This is a genomic window from Schaedlerella arabinosiphila (genome assembly GCF_003885045.1).
GTDB classification, from domain to species: Bacteria; Bacillota; Clostridia; order Lachnospirales; family Lachnospiraceae; genus Schaedlerella; species Schaedlerella arabinosiphila.
This window is the reverse complement of the sequence record NZ_RHJS01000002.1, coordinates 5,411,967-5,432,811: the sequence shown is the minus strand read 5'-3', so window position 1 is coordinate 5,432,811 and position 20,845 is coordinate 5,411,967. Positions and strand designations below refer to the sequence as shown.

The 20,845-nt window shown below is 49.1% G+C and carries 14 protein-coding genes and 2 pseudogenes; 6 read left to right on the top strand and 10 right to left on the bottom strand.

The genetic code is table 11. From position 1 onward, the window contains the following. The first annotated feature begins 165 nt into the window (after nucleotides 1-165). Nucleotides 166-753: a TetR/AcrR family transcriptional regulator gene (locus EBB54_RS25605; RefSeq protein ID WP_162307205.1), complete on the top strand. Its 588-nt coding sequence runs from the start codon at nucleotides 166-168 to the stop codon at nucleotides 751-753. A gap of 78 nt (nucleotides 754-831) precedes the next feature. Next, on the top strand, nucleotides 832-3,402 hold the full coding sequence (locus EBB54_RS25600; RefSeq protein WP_125129529.1) for an FAD-dependent oxidoreductase: 2,571 nt from the start codon (nucleotides 832-834) through the stop codon (nucleotides 3,400-3,402). A 138-nt stretch (nucleotides 3,403-3,540) separates the two neighbouring features. Here EBB54_RS25600 and EBB54_RS25595 read toward each other — a convergent pair whose 3' ends face one another. From EBB54_RS25595 to EBB54_RS25565, 7 genes are all read right to left on the bottom strand, one after another. Further along, the gene (locus tag EBB54_RS25595; protein WP_125129528.1) at nucleotides 3,541-4,488 is read right to left on the bottom strand and encodes a methyl-accepting chemotaxis protein; all 948 of its coding nucleotides are present in this window, start codon (nucleotides 4,486-4,488) and stop codon (nucleotides 3,541-3,543) included. A gap of 14 nt (nucleotides 4,489-4,502) precedes the next feature. Continuing rightward, nucleotides 4,503-5,558: an FIST signal transduction protein gene (locus tag EBB54_RS25590; RefSeq protein WP_125129527.1), complete on the bottom strand. Its 1,056-nt coding sequence runs from the start codon at nucleotides 5,556-5,558 to the stop codon at nucleotides 4,503-4,505. A gap of 339 nt (nucleotides 5,559-5,897) precedes the next feature. Then, on the bottom strand, nucleotides 5,898-6,968 hold the full coding sequence (locus EBB54_RS25585) for a DUF4097 family beta strand repeat-containing protein (protein WP_125129526.1): 1,071 nt from the start codon (nucleotides 6,966-6,968) through the stop codon (nucleotides 5,898-5,900). Continuing rightward, nucleotides 6,952-7,548 carry a DUF1700 domain-containing protein gene (locus tag EBB54_RS25580; protein WP_125129525.1) on the bottom strand — a complete coding sequence of 199 codons (597 nt, stop codon included), beginning with the start codon at nucleotides 7,546-7,548 and terminating at the stop codon, nucleotides 6,952-6,954. The genes EBB54_RS25585 and EBB54_RS25580 overlap by 17 nt, the downstream gene beginning before the upstream one ends. Then, nucleotides 7,545-7,862, bottom strand: a complete 318-nt coding sequence (locus EBB54_RS25575) for a PadR family transcriptional regulator (RefSeq protein ID WP_004082081.1) — start codon at nucleotides 7,860-7,862, stop codon at nucleotides 7,545-7,547. The genes EBB54_RS25580 and EBB54_RS25575 overlap by 4 nt, the downstream gene beginning before the upstream one ends. A 179-nt stretch (nucleotides 7,863-8,041) precedes the next feature. Continuing rightward, on the bottom strand, nucleotides 8,042-9,043 hold the full coding sequence (locus tag EBB54_RS25570; RefSeq protein ID WP_125129524.1) for an HK97 gp10 family phage protein: 1,002 nt from the start codon (nucleotides 9,041-9,043) through the stop codon (nucleotides 8,042-8,044). Between the two features lie 289 nt (nucleotides 9,044-9,332). Beyond that, nucleotides 9,333-10,697 carry an MATE family efflux transporter gene (locus tag EBB54_RS25565; RefSeq protein WP_125129523.1) on the bottom strand — a complete coding sequence of 455 codons (1,365 nt, stop codon included), beginning with the start codon at nucleotides 10,695-10,697 and terminating at the stop codon, nucleotides 9,333-9,335. Nucleotides 10,698-10,936: 239 nt separating this feature from the next. Between EBB54_RS25565 and EBB54_RS25560 the strand changes: the two genes are divergently transcribed. Beyond that, nucleotides 10,937-13,009, top strand: a complete 2,073-nt coding sequence (locus EBB54_RS25560) for a TIM-barrel domain-containing protein (protein ID WP_125129522.1) — start codon at nucleotides 10,937-10,939, stop codon at nucleotides 13,007-13,009. 101 nt (nucleotides 13,010-13,110) lie between these two features. On the opposite strand, the gene EBB54_RS25555 is transcribed toward EBB54_RS25560, so the two are convergent. The 3 genes from EBB54_RS25555 to EBB54_RS25545 are packed head-to-tail and all read right to left on the bottom strand — an operon-like array spanning nucleotide 13,111 to nucleotide 17,991. Further along, nucleotides 13,111-14,739 carry an Eco57I restriction-modification methylase domain-containing protein gene (locus tag EBB54_RS25555; protein WP_125129521.1) on the bottom strand — a complete coding sequence of 543 codons (1,629 nt, stop codon included), beginning with the start codon at nucleotides 14,737-14,739 and terminating at the stop codon, nucleotides 13,111-13,113. A gap of 8 nt (nucleotides 14,740-14,747) precedes the next feature. Beyond that, complete coding sequence (locus tag EBB54_RS25550) at nucleotides 14,748-17,765, bottom strand: Eco57I restriction-modification methylase domain-containing protein (RefSeq protein ID WP_125129520.1); 3,018 nt, start codon at nucleotides 17,763-17,765, stop codon at nucleotides 14,748-14,750. 34 nt (nucleotides 17,766-17,799) lie between these two features. Further along, a complete protein-coding gene (locus tag EBB54_RS25545) occupies nucleotides 17,800-17,991 on the bottom strand; it encodes a helix-turn-helix domain-containing protein (RefSeq protein ID WP_004082070.1) in 192 nt (63 codons plus the stop codon). Between the two features lie 334 nt (nucleotides 17,992-18,325). Here EBB54_RS25545 and EBB54_RS25540 point away from each other — a divergent pair, with 334 nt between their 5' ends. The 3 genes and pseudogenes from EBB54_RS25540 to EBB54_RS25530 all read left to right on the top strand — a co-directional run bounded on the left by EBB54_RS25540 (nucleotide 18,326) and on the right by EBB54_RS25530 (nucleotide 20,831). After that, a complete protein-coding gene (locus tag EBB54_RS25540; protein ID WP_125129519.1) occupies nucleotides 18,326-18,940 on the top strand; it encodes a hypothetical protein in 615 nt (204 codons plus the stop codon). Between the two features lie 40 nt (nucleotides 18,941-18,980). Further along, a pseudogene (locus EBB54_RS32375) lies at nucleotides 18,981-19,205 on the top strand (transposase); the annotation flags it as partial. A gap of 74 nt (nucleotides 19,206-19,279) precedes the next feature. Beyond that, nucleotides 19,280-20,831: pseudogene (locus EBB54_RS25530) on the top strand (AAA family ATPase). The last annotated feature ends 14 nt before the right edge of the window (nucleotides 20,832-20,845 follow it).

Sequence of the window (20,845 nt, the reverse complement as noted above, 5' to 3'; positions counted from 1 at the left end):
AAAAACGTGATATTCTATAATAGTAACCGCGAACATCAGAAGCCGCGGGATATCCGTATAGACCGGAAGCAGATGGAAGGTTACAGCTTTTATGCGCATCCTCCCGGCCAATGAGAGTAGTAATCGGCCGGGGTGCGGTATGTAATGATTGGAGGCTCAGCATTTATGAACACACAGACGAACCGGCAGAAACAGGCGCTGGCAACCAAGCAGAAGATCTTCTCCTGCGCAATTTCACTGTTTGCGCGGCAGTCTTATGAAAATGTAACCGTACAGGATATCTGTGCGGAGGCTGATGTATCCGTAGGCGCATTTTACCATCATTTTAAAAGCAAGGAAAATATTCTGGATGAAGGCTACCGCCTGTTTGACCACGAGTCCGAAGATGTCTGGAACAACGGGCATCCAGACTCCCCCAGGGAGGCAGTCCGGTTTTTGATCGCCGAACAGGCGCATTCTATGGAAAATATGGGCGTCATGGCTGCCCTGCAGTATTTTAAAAACCAGCTTTCTTCCAGCGAAAAATATATTTTAAATCCGGATCGTTTTTTCTACCGGACACTTTACCGAATCATTGATGAGGCTGTCGCTTCCGGCATCCTGGCAGGCGATGCCGCGGTGATCACCGAGGACATCCTCGGCACGACCCGGGGACTGATCTATGACTGGTGCCTGCATGAAGGCTCCTATGTATTATCCGAAAAATCATTGAGAATCCTGGATATTTTGCTGGACCACTACCAAAAGAAGTGACTGGAAAACGTGCAAAACAGCAAACCGCCTGACGGCCTGCTGTTCTGAATCCATTACAAATGAAAGGAGAGGATCATTTTGAAGTATGTTATTCTCGGCGGCGTAGCTGCCGGAACCAAGGCGGCCGCAAAGCTGAAACGCTGCGACCGGAGCGCGGAGGTGAAAGTCTATACAAAAGGGACGGACATTTCCTATGCGGGGTGCGGGCTTCCCTACTATATCGGAGGCGATATCCCCACCCGGGAGGCGCTCATCGTCAACACGCCGAAGAAGTATTCCGGATTGACCGGCGCAGACATCTTTACCGGCTGTGAGGCGGTCTCCATCGACAGTGCGTCGAAGACAGTCTCATTGAAAAATGCTTCCGGAGAGGCATTTACGGAAAGCTATGACAAGCTGATCATTGCCACCGGCGCGGTTCCCTTTGTACCTCCGGTGGAGGGTGTCAGCCTTCCCGGCGTTTTCTGTGTGCGTACCCCCGACGACGCGGTATCCGCGCGAACCTATGTGGAGGAACAGAAATGCCGCAAAGCGGTGGTATGCGGCGCAGGCTTCATCGGCCTGGAGGTGGCGGAAAACCTGATGGCGCTTGGGCTGGAGGTTACGGTCATTGACGCGGCTCCCCAGATCATGCCCAATGCCTATGACGAGGAAATGGCCGATTATGCGAAAAAGCAGCTCAAGGCAGCCGGAATGCGTGTACTTACCTCCACCAGCCTGAAGGGAATCGAAGGAGAGGGAAAAGCCACACGGGTCCTGACCGACAACGGCCCTCTGGCAGCGGATCTCGTGATCCTGGCCATTGGCGTACGCCCGGCCACCGCATTTCTGGCGGATTCCGGCCTGGAGATGCTGAAAGGAACAATCCTTGTGGATGGGCAGATGAAGACCAACCTGCCGGATATCTATGCGGTGGGTGACTGCGCCATAGTAAAAAATGCATTGACCGGACAGCCCCAGTGGTCTGCCATGGGCTCCACCGCCAACCTGGCAGCCCGGGCAATGGCAAAATCCCTGAATGGAATCGGAAAGGGCTACGGCGGGTGTCTGGGAACCGGCGTCGTCCGCCTGCTCCCCACTTTGAACGGAGGGCGCACCGGCCTGACCGAAGCCCAGGCAAAGGCCGCCGGTTACAAGGTAACGTCCGCGCTCTGCGTGGTAGACGACAAAGCCCACTACTATCCGGGCGCATCCTCATTTGTCATCAAGCTGGTGGCGGAGACCGACACAAAGACGCTGCTCGGACTGCAGGTATTCGGTCCGGGCGCTGTGGATAAAATCACGGATATCGCCGTTGTGGGAACCTCCCAGGGCATGAAGCTGGATGATTTTGACACCCTGGATTTCGCGTATGCACCGCCGTTTTCCACGGCAATCCATCCCTTTGTGACCGCATGCTATATTCTGGAAAACAAGATCGACGGCAGTTTCAATTCCATGACGCCTGCCGAGTACATAGCCGGCGCAGCCAAAGGATACACGGTTCTGGATGTACAGCCTTCCCCCGGCATCCCCAACGCGCGCTGGATCGACCTGGTTTCCGTCAACGGGCCTATTGACGGACTGGAAAAGGATGCCCGGCTCCTGCTCGTATGTGTGAAGGGCAAGAGAGGATATTTCCTGCAGAACCTTCTGAAATCCTTCGGTTATACCAACACGATGGTGCTGGAAGGCGGAGCCTTCTTCAACGACGTGAAAGTCGCGCGCAGCGAAAGCAAGCTCTCCGCGGAGGAGATCAAGCGTGTGAAAGGGCTGGGATGCCTGCAGGATAAGAGGTACGACGATGTATTCAACGTGCGCGTCATCACCCGGAACGGGAAGCTGACCTCCGAAGAGCAGGTCAAGGTGGCGGAAGCGGCGGAAAAATTCGGCTCCGGTGAAGTCACCATGACCACCCGCCTGACGCTTGAAATCCAGGGCGTAAACTATGACAACCTGGACGCCCTCTTTGACTTCCTGGCAGAGGCCGGGCTGAAAACCGGCGGTACCGGCTCCAAGGTACGCCCGGTGGTATCCTGCAAGGGGACGACCTGCCAGTACGGGCTGATCGACACCTTTGCGCTTTCCGAAAAACTGCATGAGCTGTATTACATCGGATACCATGATGTATCTCTGCCCCACAAATTCAAGATTGCAGTGGGCGGCTGTCCCAACAACTGCGTCAAGCCGGACCTGAATGACCTGGGGATCATCGGCCAGCGCCGGCCGGAGATCGACCTGTCCAAATGCAAGGGCTGCAAGACCTGCCAGGTACAAAACGTCTGCCCCATCAAGATCGCAGAGCTGGAAGACGGAAAAATCCGGATTGCCCCGGACAAATGCAACCACTGCGGACGCTGCATCGGCAAATGTCCCTTCGGCGCCGTCACCGAATCGCTGACCGGCTACAAGGTATACATCGGCGGACGCTGGGGCAAGAAAGTTGCGGAAGGCCGCGCGCTGGACAGGCTTTTTGCCACTGAAGAAGAGGTGATCGACGTGGTGGAACGGGCCATCCTGTTTTTCCGGGACGAGGGACAGTCCGGAGAACGCTTTGCGGATACCATCGCAAGGCTGGGATTTGCATATGTGGAGGATAAGCTGCTGAACAGCAAAATAGATAAAAAACAGATACTGGAAAAGCATGTGGTCGGCGGCGCAACCTGCTGATCGGCGGAATTGCGCAGGCCGGGAGCTTTAAACGGCCGCGGACCGGACAGACCTGTATCGGACTGCATGAGAAAGGGGCAGAGGGGAAATCCGATTATTTCCCCTCTGCCCCTTTATACAACAAAGCTGCCGCCTTGCTTATTTTTCCTCGGAGGTGTATTCATTTATGATCGGCGGGATCTGGGCCATCATGTTGTCGATGTCCTCGAACATGGCGCTCTTGGTAGTTCCGAGCCTTCCTGCCTGCCGGATATGCTTCATTACATCCTGGTTCAGGTTCTTGATCTGTTCAAAGAATCCGCACAGCATATCCAGCGCGCCCTTGGATTCATTGATGACATTTGAGATCTCGTTATGTACGGCTGTAGCGCCCTCCGCAGACTGGGTGATCTTGTCAAACATGTCATAGGTCTCGTTGACTTTGTCCAGGCTCTCTCCCAATGCCTGCTGCGACGCATTGATATTCACATTGAGGTGCTCTGTTCCCTGCTCCACATCCTGGATGCCGGAATCCACCTCGCCGGTCAGCTCCTTGATCTCGTCCGCCAGCTTCTTGACTTCCACCGCAACCACCGCAAAGCCTTTTCCCTGCTCGCCGGCACGGGCAGCCTCGATGGAGGCATTGAGGGCCAGAAGGTTGGTCTGCTCTGCGATGGAGACGATCTTATCCGTACACCGCTTGATCTTCTCCACTGCGGTCTGCAGATTTTCAAACGTGGTCTCCATTTCTTTAAAATAAGAATCCACCTGCATGGAACTGGTCTTTAACTCCTCCACGCCGCCCTGGGCGCTGATTACGGACTGTGAAATGCTCTCCTTCACTTCCGAAAATTCGCTGGACACCTGTTCAATGCTCATGAAATTCTGCCCGAACTCCTGCAGACGGCCCTGAAAGCCCTCCGCCTCTGAGAGTACGTGGCCGAAGGAACTGCCGATCCGGTCCAGCTCCCACAGAGAGTCTACCTCCTTCTTCACCAGCTCCGAGTGATAGTCTTTCAGAGTCTTCATCACGTGCAGAACCGGATTCAGGCTTTTATCGTGTACAGGCATCTTCGTATCCTGCCTGTTCTTTTTCCAAAATGCCATATTATTTTTCCCTCCTATTCAAATACAACGCAGGTCATGGACTGGTTTACGAACCGGTTGTTATAATGCTCTCCATATCCTACCAGACCTGCATGTCTGCCCAATACGCTCATCTCGTTCAGATATTCCTGCATATAATGTTCCTGGGTGAACAGCAGATACCGGAACAGGCAGTTCACGGAAAATACGGCTGAAATATTTGGAAAGTCGTGTTTGATCTTGCCGATTGTATTTTTTACAATGGCCCTGTAATCCCCCAGTTCCAGCAGCAGCAGGACGTCCGAGTCGTTGACCTGCCTGAAGCAGCAGAGCGCGTCGCCCTGCACCTCCTTGATCGATACGATACAGGTGTCGTCCCCGTTCAGCTTTCCAAAGGGGTTCTTGAACGTCTGTGTGGTGATCTCCTGCTCCGAGATCTTGAGGATGTCCTGGTAAACCTGTCTGGCCGGACGGCCGTTGAGGGTTCCCAGTATGTATTTTGCCTTATCTGTCCCGGAGGCGATAAAGCGGTGGTTCTGCATCTGGTGATAGATATTTTCCTTATATGCTTTAACCCTGCCGTTCTGGTTTTTGATGATCCCATAGACCACGGCGTCTTCATAGACTCTTCCGTTGGCAGAGACCTTGCCCGCGTCGCCGGTTCCGCCCACCAGTGAAATATTTCTGCGCTTTAAGACGCTGTAGATCGTGGTCAGTACGCAGGCATCGTTGCCGGTGCAGAAATCAATGCAGACCGTATCGCGCTCGGTGCCGTTGACCGACTTCACATCCTGCTCCAGCCGGTCGATGTATTTTACCGGCATGACCGATACTTCTTCGAGTACATTTGCCGCGGCACTGACTCCTTCGGAAAATGCGATGACGCCGACGCCTTTTTCAACCACCCTGGTATCATAGCTCATGCCGATACATCCGATACTGGGCACGCCCGGGAAAAGCGCTTCCAGCTCCTTTACATGCGCCTCGAACTGATCCCCGTTCGAGAGCAGCATGATAAACTGCGGCCTGCTCACCCCGCGGACCGCTTCCTTCAGGTCTCCGTGCTGGCTCATTCCAAAAAACTGTTTCATTATGCAGCCTCTCTCTTTCCTTCATATAGAATAGTGACATCCGTTTTACCAGACATGTATGTTATATAGTTCTTTTAAAATCGTTCATCCCATCAAAAGATGGATAACATATATATTATAAGTGAAATACCTGTTCAACGTCAATTAAAATTTGAGATTTTTCGCGATTCTTGTTCCTGTCCCTTTATCGGATAAGGTCACTATCTGCCTCACCGGATCTGCCGTATTAAAAAATGAGGTTACAGTTCCTGATCCGGCTGTAACCTCGTGAAATTCCATTGTATGTTTTTATTCCCTCATATCCATATTAGCTGATGTCCATATTGCCTGATGTCCATATTACCTGATATCAATATCACCTGATTCCACTTTAACCGTGATGGTGCCCTTCGTTTTTCCCTTCGACACATACACCGACTCATCGTCTTCCGTGAACCAATGGCCCGAAGCGCTGTCGGGAAGGTTGATGCTGCCATATTCACTGCGGGCATTGATGGAATATTCGGAAACATCCTCCGGTAGACGGATATTCACATTGCCGTAATCGTTTTTACAGGTCATGTCCGTGAGCTTTCCGGCATTCAGGTCCAGGTTCCCGGTTTCCAGCACAAACTCTGCCGTCTCCAAAGAAGCGTCGTCCAGGTCAATATCCCCGTAATCCACCTGTGCCGACAGGGTACCGCAGGTAAAATCGTCTGCCCGAAGTCTGCCGGATTCCAGCTCTGCCTCCACCTTTTGGAAAGACGTCTTTTTCATTGTAACATTTCCATACTCATTTTTCAGCACCAGATTCTCCGCAGTCACGTCTTCCATATCCAGATTGCCGGATTCCATGTCCAGCTCCAGATCCTGGAAGCTTACGTTCCGAAGTTCCGTGCCGCCATAGCTGACCTTCAGCTTCCCGTCCTCAAAGGCGATTCCTTCTATGGAAAGATCTCCCGAATCATTCCGCACATCCAGACGGCCCATCTCCTCCCCTTTCGGGATATACAGGGTCAGACCTGCATTTTGCAGTTCATTCTGAACTCCGAAAGAGAAATAATTCACCATCATCCCGTACTGCCGCGGCTTGCCCGTATGTGTCACAACCAGCATATCATCCCTGACCTGGCAGACCGGCTCGCTGTAATAACCGTCCAGTTTGTATTCTGCATAGAAATGGTCATCCCCGGAGGGCCGGATACGGATGTCCGCATAGGATTCGATCTTGATCTCCGCGTCGGAAAAAGGATCGATCTTTGTTTTTTTCATCATATATGCGTCCTGATCGCCATAAGGGGAAATCACACCCTCTCGTGAAAACGCGACTCCTGCCCGTCCGCCGAACAGATACCCGACTCCCATCAGAACCGCACCGGCGGCGATCAAAACGAGGGATGCCATGATCAGCTTTTTAGTGTTTATTTTCATGTCTGCGTCCTCCTTTTGTGATATTTCCCAAAGATTGCGATACCTTTCCCAATGCCCAGCGGCACAGGCGGAAGGAACCGTATACAAACAGAATCCCAATCCCCAGTGTGAGGAGGCTCATCCCGATGGTCGCAATCCCGTCTGCAAATGCACGGAATGTCAGGACAAATCCGCCTATCAGTCCCACCACTCCGCCTGCCGCCACGCACACCGCCGCCAGGGCAAGGCTTCCCAGTACGGCAAACAGGGTGATCACCAGCGCGAAGATCACGCAGACTAATGCCAGCAGCAGCGGAAGCGCAATGGGTGCGGCGCACACGCCCAGGATTCCCACCCAGACCGCATGGACACCGTGCCGGACAGTCTTCGGCTGCTCCCCGATGTTCTTCTCCGCCAGGTTCATGATCAGCTCCCGGGAAGCATCCTCGGGCGCGCCCAGATCCTGAATCGCGTCCTGTTCATGTGCCGGGCCGGCTTCATTAAAGTACTCTTCAAAATATTCCATGGCCCTGTCGTAGTCTTCCTTCGGCAGATGCCGCAGGTTGTGGGAAAGTATCGTCATATAATCCCCTCTGGTCATTTTTCAATTCCTCCCTTCACGATGTCGTCGATGATCGTCTTGTAACGGTCCCATTCCTTTGACAGCTCTTCCTGATAATATCTGCCGGAATCCGTGATGGTATAATACTTCCGGTTCCGACCCTGGAACTGCTCGTCGTAGGTCTCCAGGAAATGCTGCTCCTGCAGGCGCCTCAGCACCGGGTAGAGCGTGGAGTCCTTGGTATTGGCCGCCCGCTTGATGATCTGGCTGATCTGGTAGCCGTAGGCGTCAGACTCCGCGATGACCGATAGGACAAGCAGGTCGAACATAGGGGCATTCAACGGAAATGTCATGATATCAGTCCTTTCTATGTGTATATTTAAAATATATATCTTTTTGAGTTATATATTTTATTTGTTTATATTATATTCTGTATAATATGTTTTGTCAATAGGGATATTCTAAAGAAATTCAAAAGAAAGCACCTGAACCGGTTGGCTCAGATGCTCTGATTTCAGAATGAGTACTATTTTCAGCTGGACACCATCTGGTAGATTTCGTCCGTCGTTTTTTCAGGATTCTTAGAAATGATATCGTAGAGGCAAGAAAGTTCATCCACATTGGTTTCTAACTCTTCAGCGATAACAGAAAGCGGCTTGTTTTTGGCACATTTTTTCTGGATTAAAGAAATACGTTCGGTTAGTTTTGTTTTTACTGTATTTTTTACTGTAGTTTCTTTTACTGCCTCTTTTACCGCCTCTTGCACCGCCTCTTGTACCGCTTTGTTTACGGCTTTTTCCGTAGCCTTTTCCACTTCTTCCTTGAGCTTACGGTCAAACTTCTCCTGTACGATTTCCATAAAAATATCGCTCATACCATTTACCTCCTCGAATAATTTCTGATTTGCGCGCATGATTGTCTCTATAATCGACCGGTGCAGACTGCTGTCCTTATGGTCCATGTAGTTTTCAATCAGCTTTTCGGCTGTTATATTTTCTTTCAGCTTATTAGTAAGGCTTTTCAGCCAAAGATTTTCTTCTTCAGATAATCTTTGCGTGATCAGGATTTGGATCGGAATCAAATCTCCATTTACATAATAGATTCCTTTTTCCTTCTCTGCGATCTTATAATTTTTGACCTTCTTCAAATGCTCGATCATCTTCCGCGGATACTTTTCCGATACGAATGTGATGGTCAATTCCTCCGCGGAAATACTGTCTACATACCGGACATCAGATTTATAAAAGCATGTATATCCATATACTTTATAAAAATCATCTACGCTTAGAGAATCATCCGGGCTTTTATACTCGATAATGTTATACTTTTTGAATATCCTCCCGATATTTTTCTTTACAGGTCTGTCCGTCTCTTTTTTAATGATCAGTACATCAATTTCCATTGGCTGTGTACTCAGTTGATGCTCATTTTCAAATACCAGATTGTCCGCTTCATCTTCCAGTTCAATCTGAATACCGGCATAAAATGCAGAATGCCAGTAAGTCGCATCGGTTTCTTTTTTCTTCGGCTCCATAGAAAACCTCCTTATTCTGTTTTTTTCAGGAGATCTTCTGTTACCTTTTCAGAAAACCTCCTGCTTATCTGGATAAAAGCACGAATTTTCTGAAAGGACAGGGGATGAATCCCTTGTATTGATATGTCTAAGATATAACGGAATTTGAATTTCCGAAATAATGGAACTTTTAGAAAATATGCTTTTTCTTATTCTAGCACATCTATCCGGAGAAGCACAAGATAAAATGTTAAAATTACAGATTATCCCTGCTGCTCCGGGAGTGTACGGCCCGGGAGCAAGCAATATCCTACTCCCTCGTCAGCTTCCGTATCCATTTCCATGAATTGCACCGCACAAAGGCCGGCACGCACTTAAAGAACTGATCCGCGTTGAGGCACCACACCACCACCGCCGGAGACGCCTTCACCACGAATGCCATAAAAAATGACAGCGGCAGCACGATCATCCAGATGCTGATCAAATCCATCTTCACCACGAACATGACGTCCCCGCCGCCCCGGATGATTCCCGTATTGGTGGGCATCTGGTAGGACATCCCTACATCCACGGCGCTCAGGATCATGAGAAATGTATTTGCCATGGCTTTGGTCTCCGGGCGCAGGTCGTACAGGGCGAGCACCGGAATCCGCAGGAAAAACAGCGCGATCCCGGAGCAGATCCCGATTCCGAGAAATACTTTCTGCAGCCGTCTGGCATACCGCTTCACCTGCTCCATATCCCCGCCGCCGATCACCTTTCCGATCACCACGCCTGCAGCCGAAGCCGCGCCGACAGCCGTGGATTTTACCAGGAGGAAGAGATTGGAAGCGGCGCTGTTTGCCGCGATTGCCGCCGCGGTCATATGTCCCAGGATGGCGGTCTGCAGCGCCGTGTTCACGCCCCACAGTCCGTTTGTCACCAAAATCGGCAGCGTCACTTTCATGTAATCCTTCCAGAGCAGCCGGTCAAACTGGAAGAAATCCCGCACCCGCAGGCAAAGGCTTTTTTCTGTTTTGGCAATATAAAAAATCAGCACGGCAGTCTCCAGAACGCGGGCAGTCAACGTCCCCACCGCCGCTCCCGCAGTCCCCATCTCAGGCATCCCGAACTTTCCGAAGATCAGCACATAGTTGATCCCGCAGTTGACAAAAAATGTCATAGCCGACAGGTACAGCGCGATCTTCACGATCTGCATGCTCCGCAGTACGGCCAGCAAAAGCTGGGTCACCGCAAAGAACAGATATGTAAACCGGATCAGCCGAAGATATCCTGCCCCTTCCGCAATGATAGGCCCGTCCGTGGTAAACAGCCCGATTGCCCATTCCGGAAGCAGGCTGATCAGCACAAACAGCACCGCCATGACCGCCAGTCCGTGCTGCATCATCATGGCCGCGATTTTTTTCATAGGCTTTGTCTGCTGTTTTCCCCAATACTGGCTTCCAAGGATCACCATGCCCTCCCCGAACGCAGCCAGCAGCATCTGGTACACGAACTGGATCTGGTTTGCCGCCGCCACCCCTGCAAGGGAGGTCTCGCTGTACGCCCCCAGCATCACATTGTCTGTCAGGTTGACGCTCAGCGTCACCACATTCTGCAGCACCAGAGCAATGTATAGCGAAAAAAATTGTCTGTAAAAGGAAGGTTCCTTTCGATTCATTTCTCTCTGATTCATCTCTTTTTTACTCTCATCCTTCTGACATTTTTTATCTGACTGTGAATCGCATCAAACAATTACATCATATCATAATTTTTATTCATTGCCTATAAAAACATTAGAAAAATACTCCTTACGCGCATCAAAAAAGTCATAATTTCGTAGTTTTCTCATAAAATAGTGTAAGTATTTTTAAAAAAGGTATATTATAATGCAGTTATTATATAGACTACACTATTTTACCAGGAGGATGCGTGATGATTCAGAAGTATGTGTATGGAAAACCATTTTCAACTGAAGCCGTGGTAACGGAGGTTCCCGCCGGGGAAGGTACACCGGCTTACGGCAAAATCGATACCGAAAAGGGATTTTGTTTTACTTATATTATGGAAGAAACGGATATCGTATACGGGCTCGGCGAGGCCAACCGGGGGCTGAACAAGCGGGGCTACTGCTATATCAGCGACTGTACGGATGATCCAAACCACACAGAGGACAAGCGTTCCCTGTATGGAGCCCACAATTTTATCGTGATATACGGCCGTGAGACCTTCGGGCTGTTCTTCGACTATCCCTCTGCCATGACATTTGACATCGGATATACAAAGATGGATACGCTGCAGGTGTCCTGCGCAGATGCGGATCTAAACCTGTTTGTCATTGAAGGGGATTCGCCCTATGATATTGTAAAGCAGTTCCGGAAGATCATCGGCAGAAGCTACATTCCGCCGAAATACGCCTTCGGCTTCGGACAGAGCCGTTGGGGTTACAAGACGAAGGAGGATTTCCGCAAAGTAGCGGACGGTTATCGTGAAAACAAGATCCCGCTGGATATGGTCTACATGGACATCGACTATATGCAGGATTTTAAGGATTTCACACTGCACGAGGAAAACTTCCCGGATTTTGCGGAATTTGTCCGGGAAATGAAGGACCGCAATCTCCGGCTGATCCCCATCATTGACGCGGGCGTCAAGGTGGAGGACGGCTACGATGTGTACGAGGAAGGGGTTAAAAACCGCTACTTCTGCCAGCGCGAGGACGGAAGCGACTTTGTGGCCGCGGTCTGGCCGGGAAATACCCATTTTCCGGATGTGCTCAATGCCGAGGCACGCGCCTGGTTCGGGGATAAATACCGGGTTCTGACAGATCAGGGGATCGAAGGCTTCTGGAACGACATGAACGAGCCTGCCATCTTCTACTCTCCGGAAGGCATCGACGAACTCAAAGGAATGCTGAAGCAGTTTCTGGAAAATGAAAACTACAACAGCGGGATAAACGCAGGCACATTGGCTGTTGCCCCCACATCCGATACCAACGACAGCGCCGAAACAGAAAATGCCGGTGCTTCCATCTGGCCGCTGATGGGAAAGATCAATGCATTGGCAAACAGCAAAGAGGATTACCGCCGCTTTTATCATACGGTAAACGGTGAGCGTATCCGCCATGACAAGGTACATAACCTGTTTGGGTATAATATGACCCGCGCGGCAGGCGAGGCATTTGAGCGGATCGATCCGGAGAAACGTTTCCTGATGTTCTCCCGTTCCTCCTATATCGGAATGCACCGCTACGGCGGCATCTGGATGGGCGACAACAAGTCCTGGTGGTCACACATCCTGCTGAACCTGAAAATGCTGCCTTCTCTGAACATGTGCGGATTTTTGTATACCGGCGCGGATCTGGGCGGATTCGGAGCGGATGCCACAAGGGATCTGCTGCTGCGCTGGCTGGCATTGGGCGTATTTACTCCGCTGATGCGGGATCATGCCGCAGCGGGGACACGGGATCAGGAATGCTATCAGTTTGAAAACCTGGACGACTTCCGCCATGTGGTAGGCGTGCGCTACCGGCTGATTCCCTATCTGTACAGCGAGTATATGAAGGCTGCGCTGAATGACGACCTGTATTTCAAACCGCTGGCGTTCGCATATCCGGAGGATTCCATGGCCGTGCAGGTGGAAGATCAGATGATGCTTGGCAATGAGGTCATGATCGCGCCGGTCTACACACAGAATGCCCGGGGACGTTATGTATACCTGCCGGAGGAGATGAAGTTTGTGAAGTTCCTGCCCGACGGATCTGTCTCCGAAGAAACCCTCCCGAAGGGACATCATTATGTGGAAATCGCACTGAACGAAGTGCCGCTGTTCATCCGCAGCGGAAAATGCATCCCGCTGGCAGAGTCCGCAGAGTATGTGGAAGCGCTGGATACAAAGCATCTGACCATGCTTGGATATCCGGGGGCAGAATATACGCTGTATGAGGATGACGGTATAGGCAAAGACTATGAAAATAAAGAGAATTACCGTACGCTGAAATGCTGCTAAAGGTCGTATTCACACGCGCCGTGCACTCCCGCTGCACGGCGCTGTGCCGTTTGGGCAGCGGTTTCAGGCATCCCTTTCTTTTTTTCAGGTATCCTTTCTTTTTATCCTCTGTTCAGTCTTCTTCTCTGCAGCTTCTTCCATATACATCTGATATCTGCGCACACATCCGGCTCAAATCCGAGTTCCGCAACCAGGATCTGCGCGTCCACGAGATCCAGCGCCTCCTCAATGTCGCCGTTGTTCCTTATGATCAAATCCACCTGCTTCAGCAATTCCCTTACCCGTTCCATGGGAACCGAATCCAGCTTTGGGACGAGGATCTCCCCCATCTCGCCCGGAAGGACTTCCAGCACGCCCCCTCCGTAGCTTCTTCCGCAAAGCTCGGTAAATGCGAAGGAAATGCTGTTGTAATATGAAAGAATCGCCCGTTCCGGCTCAATTCCGTCATGAAATTTGATTCGGTGCATGGTATCCGTGGAAACCGCGTCGCACTGGTTTAGTACGAATTTTGGGTACAGATTATTTCTTCTCAGAAAAAAGGCGTCCGGAACCCAGATCGACGGAACGCGGTACCATCGTTCCCGGATGGAACATTTATACCCTTTGTTCTCGCCGTTTTTTTCTCCCTCTTTGATATATTCCTTATGCTTCTTCGGGTATTTTGCATACGCAATATCCGGAAAATCGATCAGGTACGCGGCCCGGTTTTCTTTTACATTTTTCAGCCAGTCCTCCTTTTTGAAGTAAACGCTGTTCGCATGGGAGCTTCGTCCGATCAGCGGCCTTACCACGTCCTGCAGAGCGTACTGCACAACCTGGCCGTGAGTTACGGAAAAGTATTTGTTGTTGCCTGTCGTAATACCGATATTGATCAGCGCCATATCCGACAGCTTTTGAAACCTGTGATCCTCCCTGATCCTTTTCACAAGCATATTTTCTTCCAGATCCGTAAAATACTTTGTCCATTTTTCATGAACATGCTGCAATTTCTGGAAATCGTTTTTTTCGATGTCATATGTTTTCAGGTCATCCAGATTATTAAGCTCCGCAATGCGGATTCCCTTTTCCTCCTCCCCCTTTTCCCCGATAAACACTACGATCTCCTGTTCTATATCCGGAAAAACCAGCTCTTTAAATGTAAGGAGCGTAATCTTGGAAAGATGATCCGCCAAAAACAGCCTGAGATCTTCCGCATAAGCCACCTGCATGATCTCCGCAGGAATCACAAATGCTATTTTTCCGTGTTCGCTTAACAGGTTGACACATGAAACAATAAAGCCAACCCAGGTATTGACCAGCTTATTCGCCTTCATGCCCTGGGATGTCAAAATGCCGGACATCAGCTCCCGCTGGTTGTCTTCCAGGTACTGATACCTGATATAGGGCGGATTTCCCAGAATCAGATCATATTGGGCACAGTCCTTTTTCTGTTCATAAAAGTCAAAGAAATCGCTGCGGATGACTTCCACATTCTTATAGGACGCCGCTTTTTCCCCGGCCTTTTGGGCCTCCATGCCGTCAATCTCGACAGCTTCTATCTTCCTGCATTTGGAAATTTTGTCTGTACTGATGAGCGCCTCCAGAAATACGCCGTCACCGCAGCTCGGCTCCAAAACGCGTTTATATTCCGGATTGTCCGCAAACAGCTTTACCATCATCTCTGCCAGCGGCAGCGGAGTATAATAGGCCCCCCTCAGTTTCCGCGCAGAACTATCTGCCTTTAATTTCATATGATCACCTAAAATTTCTGCTGATAAACCTTCGTTATCATTCCTTCCAGATTTTTTATCAGCCTGCTTTTTTCCTGTTCCAATACATTCCGCGCGGCCTTGTCTGCCTTATGCATCAGATCCTCATTGAGCTGGCGGATCTTCCGTGTACCGGACACGACATTATCATACAAAGCCTTTTGCTTTTCGTCTGTAAAATCGATCTTAATAAACGGAACCATCGGCAATGTATAGGTTCCACGGGCGATAAATCCGCCTTCAAAGTCGCTGCCGATCAACTGCAGATATAAGTCTGTCCACGGATGGGACAGCCACGCATGTATGTATTCCAACTGATATTCGCTGCCGTCCTTTAAGGAGATTCCCACGTAGCCCGCCGTTCCGCCGGACGCGATCAGATAGTTGTCCTGATCCAGCAGATAGAGGGGATTGCCCTTGCTGCGGTTCACGCCTACAATGATTTTGTCCTTATTGTTCAGGCTTGTGATTGCCTGGCTTCTCCCATAGCGGTACCATTCATCTTCACAGGAGACCGGCGGCTGCACGTCCCTGCTTCCGCCCAGTGATTTTGGGAGCAGCTTCGCCTTATGCTCCAGCAGATACTGCCACGCACAGGGGTATTGATGTTCCATCATGTCCTTTGTAATAAAATTGCCCTTATGGTCATATGGAAAAATATTATAATTCATCTTCACCTGATGGATGCTGCTGTATGTATTCAACGCCCCCTGCTCACTTCTGGAAGGCTTGAAGTAGGGCCTTACCACTCCCTTTTCGATCCGGTATTGCTTTTCCCCGCTTCGAAACGTCACGTAAGCCGCGTCATCGGACAGAATATTCTTTCCTTCGATCTTGTAGATCTTTTCGGCGCTGGTCTGGATGCCATTGTAGATATCCGCGATCTCGGACAGAGGTACGATCTTCTCCCCTGCGCGGCTGAGCATATCGACATACCCGGTATCCTCACAGAGAAACCAGGGCGAGCCGTCGGCGGCATCCTCAGAGCCCTTCCAGGGCATACAGTTAAGCTGCTTCTTCGGGATGAAATGATCCGGTTCGGATTCCCCGTTCCACAACTCCGCCGCACTGTGTACTACACTATAGGATAACTGCTCTGTCCCGGCCCCTTTGATGGTCACAATGGAGCTGTAGACCGTCTTATCCCGGAACAACTGCGCGGCTCCGAAATCGTCCAGCCTGGAGATCCTGTCTTTGAGCATCAGGCGGATCTTCTCCGCCGACTCTGTATGCAGAAATTTATTTGGAACAATATAACAGACCAGCCCGTTTTCCTTGATCAGCCCCATTGCTTTTTCCAGGAACAGGTAGTACTTGTCATACTGTTTGTAGGAACTTTCGTACTTTTTATAAACCGCGGTCTCTGCCGCCGTGTGCAGCTTTTTGATATCTTCTGTCTTAACATACGGCGGGTTTCCGATCACGACGTCAAAGGGTTCTCCGCCGTTGATGCTCTCCCAGTCGAAGGGCGCGGTTCTGATCAGGTCGTCGGATGAAATGTCCATTCCTTCCACATCGTCTCTGGACACCAAAGAATTTCCGCATTTTATATTTTCATCTAATTCCGGCAGAATCGGCTGGTTGTCCTTTACAGAAGGCTCGGTTTCATCCTCGATCAGCTTCAGTAAAAGAGAAAATTTGCTGACTTCCACCGCATGGATATCAATGTCAACGCCGTAAATGCAGTTTGTCAGGAGTTCTTTTTTGTCAGACAGCGGCAGCTTTACGGCCCCATTGTCTATCGTGAATAAATGGGCCGGGTCGTTCTGTACATACCACTGCGTACAATAGTCAACCAGGTATTGGTACGCCTCTTCCAAAAATACGCCGGAACCGCATGCAATGTCTGCGATTTTCACATGCAGGATCTCTTTTGGGGACTTTCCCCGGCACAATGGCTCCAATGTATTCTTTACCATGTATTTTACGATTTCCAACGGGGTGCTGACTACGGATTTGTATATGTATTCCTTTTTGTGAGCCAATGCGATTCTGCCGTCCTCCAGCACAAGGCTCTCTGTCAAAAAGGATTCGTATATTTTTCCTAAAATCCCCGGTTCGATGATCGTGAACATATACGGGGTTTTCGGATAATACAGTGATTCTATCATATCATAGATCATCCCGCAGTTCAGGTCAAAAATGGGGCTTTCATTTTTGAACAGTCCGGAATTGTATCTTTTGTCCGCATCCCGGAAAACAGCGGTCAGCACTTCCTGCAAATCCGCCTGATCCTCCGCGGTCTCATATAATCTCATGTATAAGGGCAGCTTCCTGTCCTCGCATATTCTCAGGAAAATAATCTGGTTGATAAAGTCCTGCACCGTATCGTTGAGGACATGGATATCCCTGTAATCCGCTTTATTTTCATACAAGTACCGGCCGATTTCCAGACGCCATTGATTGATCTGCTTTAGGAATGTCTCGTCGATCTTCGTGCTGAACCGGTTGTCGCTCTGAAAATCGGTCTTCACGATCTCGTCATATCGTCCCGAATATACGGTGTCTCTGGAAATCAGGTCCGCGATTTCCTGGTATTTGGCCACGTAGTCTTCAAAATGGTACTTACGGTATAAGGAGGTATTCGCGTCATCCCCCTCCTCGGGCCGGTTGGTTGTATCGTAGATGAGAAGATCCTCAAAATTCGTCAAAACCGCCAGGGCATGGTTGGCATTCCAGCCGTATTTTCTGGTCTGCATAGCCGGCTCCCGGTCGGCCGTTATATCGACTCCGGGCTTCTTTGCCTCAACGAATATCTTGGATACGCCGTTCAGGGTCAATGTGTAGTCCGGTCTCTCCGCGCTGCTGGAAAACCGCTCTACAATGACTTCCTTGTACTGCGGCAGCTTTCCCTTCTGGTTATGCACATCCCAACCGAAGCACTCCAACAGCGGGCTGATATACTCATCCCGGCATTCCGTCTCATTGTACGCATTCTTTGAATCGTGATAATAATTCATACTTTTTTTATACTTTGCTGTAAGCTGCTTCAGTTTTTCAATACTCATATGTTCCCCTCATCCGGCCTATCCGTTCATATCGTCAATCAATCGCGCTGTGCCCGCTCTTTACCCAGGCGTCTAATTCTATTCTCTTAAACTTCCATAGCTTTCCGATCTTGTGCGCCGGAATATCCGTCTTCTTTATCCAATTCCTGACTGTATCCTTGGTCACATCCAGGTACTTCGATGCCGCCTCTATACCAATCCAGTCTTCCATATAATGATCACCCATATTGATTCTCCTATTTATCAATACCTGCAAGAGTTCAGGCTGCAGTTCACCGGATATTCGGTGAACTGTAACCGATTTTAGCACATATGTTCTATGTTTTCAACAGGTTTTTGTGGTATTTACAGTTATTTTATAAAATGAACAGGAACAGATTTTCCATTGAAACAGGAAAACACTGCATTCACGCAAAAGGCATTGTATCGGCCGGCCGGATGGAGTAAAATAGAATCAACAAACAATTGCAACCTGTACGGTTGGATGCTCTAAAGAGCCTTCAACTGACTCATCCATTTGGAAAAATTGCCGTTTTCAATACGGCGGAAAGGAGACCCATATGTTAAACTTAAATATGCTGCATTTAAACATGTACTCGAGGAAAACCGATGAAAAGAGAAACTTTGTAAAACCACTCCGCCATGTTCTTACGGGCGTTCTGGCCCTTGCGGCGGCGGCCGCGGCAATCGGATGCGGAAAGAGCGGGAAGATCGACAGCAGCACGGAACAACGGCCGCAGCTTGCTCTGGAGCAGCTTCTCTCCTGCACCCTGCAGCAGGCGGAGGATTTTGACGCAGAATTCGCCCTGTCTTCCGAAGAAGCCATGGCGAATGAAGAAATTGGACTGACCCAGGACGACGGCCGACTGAGAGAGTATTTTCTGGAACGTTTTGGGGACTCCATGACAGATGCATGTATTGAAACGCTTGCGGCGAGCCGTACGTTTTACAAAAGCGCTGCATTGGCCAAAGATTTGAACTCCGACATTCATGTCGATGAAGTGGAGCTTACGAAATCTTCTGATGAACCGGAATGCTATCAGTTTTCTGCGGTGATAAAAACCTCTGCGGGTGATCCGGCCGCAGCCGCAAACGGAATGATCTCTATGGAAAAGGACGGGGCCGAGCGGAAAGCCTCCCGGATCACTTTGACTATGGAGGAAACGCATAATTGATTTAAAGAAAATATTCACAGAGCATTTTGAAGAAATTCAATATATCCTTCATGAAGATGACTCTTATGTGGAAAAAACGCTTCCCGTGTTGGATTTTATACAACTTCTGATCCAGCACATCCCGGAAAAGCATTTCAAGATGACCCGATATTATGGACTCTATGCCCGGCGGCGGGAACTTGATAAAACCATACGCAAAGCCCTTGATCCGTGTAAACATAAAATCATTTTGGATTGGAATCAATGGCTTGGAATTGTTATACTATGAACAACAGCATAAGGCAGCCAAAACAGGTCATTAAGAGTGTGGATCGTGAAATGAAAGAGGGCATAATTGGTATGGAAAAAAAGAAAAAACTTCCGATAGGAATTGAATATTTTAAAGATTTTAGAAGAGATAATTTTTACTATGTCGATAAAACAGCATTTATCCGTGATCTGATTGATTTGAGGGGAAGTATAAATCTGTTTACAAGGCCACGGCGGTTTGGAAAGAGCCTAAATATGAATATGCTGAAGACATTTTTTGAAATTGGGACAGATCCATCTTTATTTGACGGAATGGAAATATCAAAGGAAACGGAACTTTGTGAGCAGTATATGGGGAAGTATCCGGTGATTTTCATCAGCCTGAAAGATGTGGAAGGAATGGATTACCAGACGGCGTATGATATGTTGGGAAGTGTGGTCAGTGAGGAAGCAAGGCGTTTTAAATTTCTGCTGGAAAGTAATAGACTGATGGAGTATGAAAAAGAGCAGCTGGTATGTCTGATGAGAGGTGATTTTGGGAAAACAGTGTATCTTCAAAATAGCCTGAGGCTTTTAACGGAGTTTCTTTTCGCGCATTATGAAATTCCGGCAATCGTTTTGATAGACGAATATGATGTACCGTTGGATAAAGCATATCAGGATGGCTTTTATTCGGAGATGGTGCGGCTCATCCGGTCTCTGTTCAGCCAGGTGTTTAAGACGAATGAAAAGTTATATTTTGCAGTTATTACGGGGTGTTTGCGTATTGCAAAAGAAAGTATCTTTACAGGGCTTAATAATTTTAAAGTAAGAACAATTTCAGATGTAGACTTTGCGGAATATTTTGGGTTTACGGACAATGAAGTACGGGATATGCTGTCATATTATGGAGTAGAAGATTCTTTTGCAAAAATCAAAGAGTGGTATGATGGATATCATTTTGGGCATGTGGATGTGTATTGTCCGTGGGATGTGATCAACCAATGTGATAAACTGCGGGCGTGGAAAGGGGCACCAATGGAATCACATTGGGAGAACAGCAGCAGTAATGCGATCATACAGGATATTCTTGCGACGGCAACGGAAACGACAAAGAGTCAGATAGAAGCATTGATTTCTGGAGAAGTGATAGAAAAGGGAAGTGTTGGGGATTTATGAAAAACGCATTCGTTCCTGGTTTAAAAAGAAGATTATAAGCGACACAGGTAGATGGAAAAAATTTTGCGAGGCAATAAAGTCAGGCGATGCGGAAGACGTGCAGGAATTATTTAATGAATTTATGTCTGATTCTATCAGCATACGGGATACGTTTGCCAAAAAAGAGATGAAAGAAAACTTTTACCATGGTATGTTATTAGGCCTGTTGCAAGCCGAAGGCAGTTGGAGTGTTAGATCGAATGTGGAATCGGGAGTAGGGTATACGGACATCCGGCTGGAGATCCCGTCGGCAAAAACAGGGTGTATCATTGAAGTTAAATATGCAGAAAAGGGACGGTATGATCAGGCATGTGCCGAAGCCATGAAACAGATTGAGGATGCAGGATATATTCAGATTCTCAGGCAGGATGGAATACAAACGATTCATAAGTACGGGATTGCATGCTATAAGAAGAGTTGCAGAATAGAGTATGGTCTGGAATAGACTCTAAAAAAGGG